This window comes from Chitinophaga sp. 01L420 (assembly GCF_056399985.1).
Map to the genome: position 1 here is coordinate 1 of NZ_JBFTSK010000118.1, position 3,535 is coordinate 3,535.

At 46.2% G+C, this 3,535-nt stretch carries 2 protein-coding genes; both read left to right on the forward strand.

Features of this window, described 5'->3' with window-relative positions; translation table 11 throughout:
• The coding region (locus tag AC1DP6_RS36380; protein WP_477059293.1) for a non-ribosomal peptide synthetase at positions 1–1,576 on the forward strand (1,576 nt) is incomplete at its 5' end.
• 143 nt (positions 1,577–1,719) lie between these two features.
• A partial coding sequence (locus tag AC1DP6_RS36385; RefSeq protein WP_477059294.1) for a condensation domain-containing protein occupies positions 1,720–3,535 on the forward strand: 1,816 nt, incomplete at its 3' end.

Below are 3,535 nucleotides of genomic sequence, written 5' to 3' on the forward strand. Positions count from 1 at the left end.
GGCGGTGGTATCCGAAGGCCGGGAGATCAGTTACGGAGAACTGAATGCATGGTCAAATCAGCTGGCACATTATCTGATGCTGCAGGGTGTAAAATCGGGGATGCCGGTAGCCATCTGTATGGATCGTGGTATCGCCATGATAGCCGGTATACTGGGGATTATGAAAGCAGGAGGAGTGTATGTTCCGGTAGACCCTGATTTTCCTTCTGACCGTATCCGTTATATGCTGAAGGATGCAGCCTGTCAGGTGATTATAACGGGAGAAGAATTAATAGAAAATATATCCGTGAATGCGGGATCCGGTACCCGGATCATCAACATAGATCGTGAGCAGATAGCAATAGTGTCCTGTGCGGATCACAATCCCGACAGGCAATCTGTGTCTGACGACCTGGCATACATCATGTATACATCCGGTTCTACCGGTCGCCCGAAAGGTGTAATGATCCGGCACAGCAGCCTGGTTGATTATGTATATGGTTTACAGGATCGTATCCTGATTGGTGAGTGCCGGACCTTTGGGCTGGTATCAACGTTGTCAACGGATCTGGGCAATACAGTGGTATATGCTTCCTTGTTGCTTGGTGGTACATTGCATATCTTATCCCGGACGGAAGTGAATGATCCGGAATTGATGCATTCTTATTTCCGTCAGCATCGTATTGATTGTTTAAAGATAGTCCCGTCTCACTGGAAGGCGTTGCGTACAGCAGATCATTTACTGTTACCGGCGCAGCTGCTTATTTTCGGGGGCGAAGCATTGTCCTCCGATATCATTGAAAGTATTTATTCCTCTTCGGCATCGCCTTGCCGGATCGTGAACCATTATGGTCCGACAGAAACCACGGTAGGTAAATTACTGCATGTGGTAGACCGGGATCGGCGCTATGGTCATACGATACCGATAGGGCGTCCCTTCTCCAATACACAGGTGTATATATTGGGACGTGATTTGTCAGTATGCGCAGTAGGTATACCCGGTGAATTGTATATAGCAGGAGATGGGATAGCAGCGGGGTATTGGCAGAATAAGGAATTAACGGATGCCCGTTTTGTAAAGTGTCCGTTTTCTGAAGATACATCAGTCCGGATGTATAAGACGGGTGATTTGTGCCGCTGGCTTGCCGACGGAAGTATTGAATACCTGGGCCGCACGGATGACCAGGTAAAGATTCGTGGTTACCGTATTGAGTTAGGTGAAATAGGTAATGTGCTGGAGGAAAGTGGCCTTGTGAGCCAGGGCGTGGTGTTGGCGCGTGCCGATGCAGAAGGCAATAAGCGTTTGGTAGGATACGTGGTAACGGAAGGTGTTTTTGAGAAAGATGTATTACTGGCGTATATGCGTGCACGTTTACCAGAGTACATGGTGCCGGGCTTATGGGTGCAGCTGGAGCAGATACCATTGACGCTATCAGGAAAAATAGATCGGCAGGCATTTCCAGATCCGGATGTATCCGTGCAATTGAAAGATCAGTATGAGGCGCCGCGCAATGTGGTGGAAGAAAAACTGGCAGCTGTCTATCGCATTGCCTATCCGTGTCCTGTTCGAGTTCAGGACTATAAATGCACTCGGTAAATATGTAGACCTGACACTTACAGATGATGGTCGCAATGAGACTAATACTTCCGAATATAAAATGATGGAATTATAAGCATGCATTCCCCCCGATATTAAAAATTACTCCAGTTAACCAGTTAACATTTAGAAATCTATAGCATATGCCATATAACAAAGCTATTGAGCTTTTGCATGCCGCAAAGAGTTCCGGTATTGATATTTCACTACATGAAAACAAACTTCGCCTTAATATACCCAGGGATAGCCAGGTGGATCCGCAATTACTGGAGGGATTAAAAACGCATAAAAAATTAATTATTGATTTCTTAGAAGATAAGAAATGGAAATCTCATAAAACAGCAGACAATATCCTGATTACTTCCGGTAAGCGGGAACGTTACCGCCGTATTCCGCTTTCGTTTGGCCAGGAACGTTTGTGGTTTATTGATCAACTGAAGAAATTACCTTATCACATTCCTGCAGTGCTCAGGTTGAGTGGTGGTGTTGATGTGACAGGGCTGGAGTATGCTTTGCGCACCATCATCAATCGCCATGAAGTGCTCAGGACAGTGATCAGGCAGGAGGAAGGACGTCCGTATCAAAGTGTATTGGAACCAGGAATATGGCGACTGGAATTGATAGACGGCTCCGCTTACAGGGAAGATGCCCCTGCTTTACAAAATAAGATCGCGGCTCTTGTCAGCCAGCCATTTGATCTGTCATCGGATCATATGCTCCGTGGCCACCTGATCCAGATGGGGGATCAGGAAGATGTGCTGGTAATAACAATGCATCACATCGCCTCTGATGCCTGGTCCAGAGCGATTATCGCAAAAGAACTGACCGTATTATATCAAAGTTATGTGGAAGGGCTTCCGGTGGAATTGCCGGCACTGGATATTCAGTATGCTGACTATGCCATCTGGCAGCGAGAATATTTGTCCGGCGAATTCATGGATAAAAAGCTGTTATACTGGAAAGAGCAGCTCAATGGCGTGGCACCTTTGATCCTGCCTACAGATTATCCGCGGCCTGCAGAATTAGGTACCCGCGGAGGTATAGTTCAGGATATCATTAGCAAGGAAATACGTGATCAATTGTCCCTGATTTGCCAGGAGGAAGGTACCAGTCTGTATATGGGACTACTGACAGCTTTCAAGATATTATTGTATCGCTATAGTGGTCAGGATGATATTTGCATTGGCTCGTCCATAGCTGGCCGTCAACAGAAAGAGGTGGAGGGATTGATTGGATTTTTTGCAAATACCTTGTCACTGCGCTCTCATGTAGCTGGARACAATTCCTTTCGGGAACTACTACGCCAGGTAAAACAAACAACGTTGGATGCCTATGAGCACCAGGAAGTGCCATTTGAAAAAGTGGTGGAGGCATTAAATATTGAACGGGACTGGAGCCGTAATCCGATATTCCAGGTAATGTTCGTATTTGCCAATACCCCTGAGGGGGAAGCTCTGAACCTTTCTGGTATTCGCCTGAGAGGTGAAGACGCCGGCGCGGTGACATCAAGATTTGACATTTCTTTCAATATTTCAGAGTTTAATAATGGATTAGATATCGTAGTGGCCTACAATAAAGATTTGTATGGGGAACAGACCATGAGCGGTATGCTGGAACATTATGCAAACCTGTTGAAAGATATCGTAATTCGTAAAGCCACAAATGTTGAGATAGATAGTTTGGCGCTGCCATCTGAAAGTGAGATAAGTAATTTAATCAGGATTGATAACATTTTTGAAATATCCTATCCGGAAGCAAAAACGGTGATAGATTTGTTTGAGTCGCAGGCTGCATTGCAGCCTGCAGAAGCGGCGGTGGTATCCGAAGGCCGGGAGATCAGTTACGGAGAACTGAATGCATGGTCAAATCAGCTGGCACATTATCTGATGCTGCAGGGTGTAAAATCGGGGATGCCGGTAGCCATCTGTATGGATCGTGGTATCGCCATGATAGCCGGTA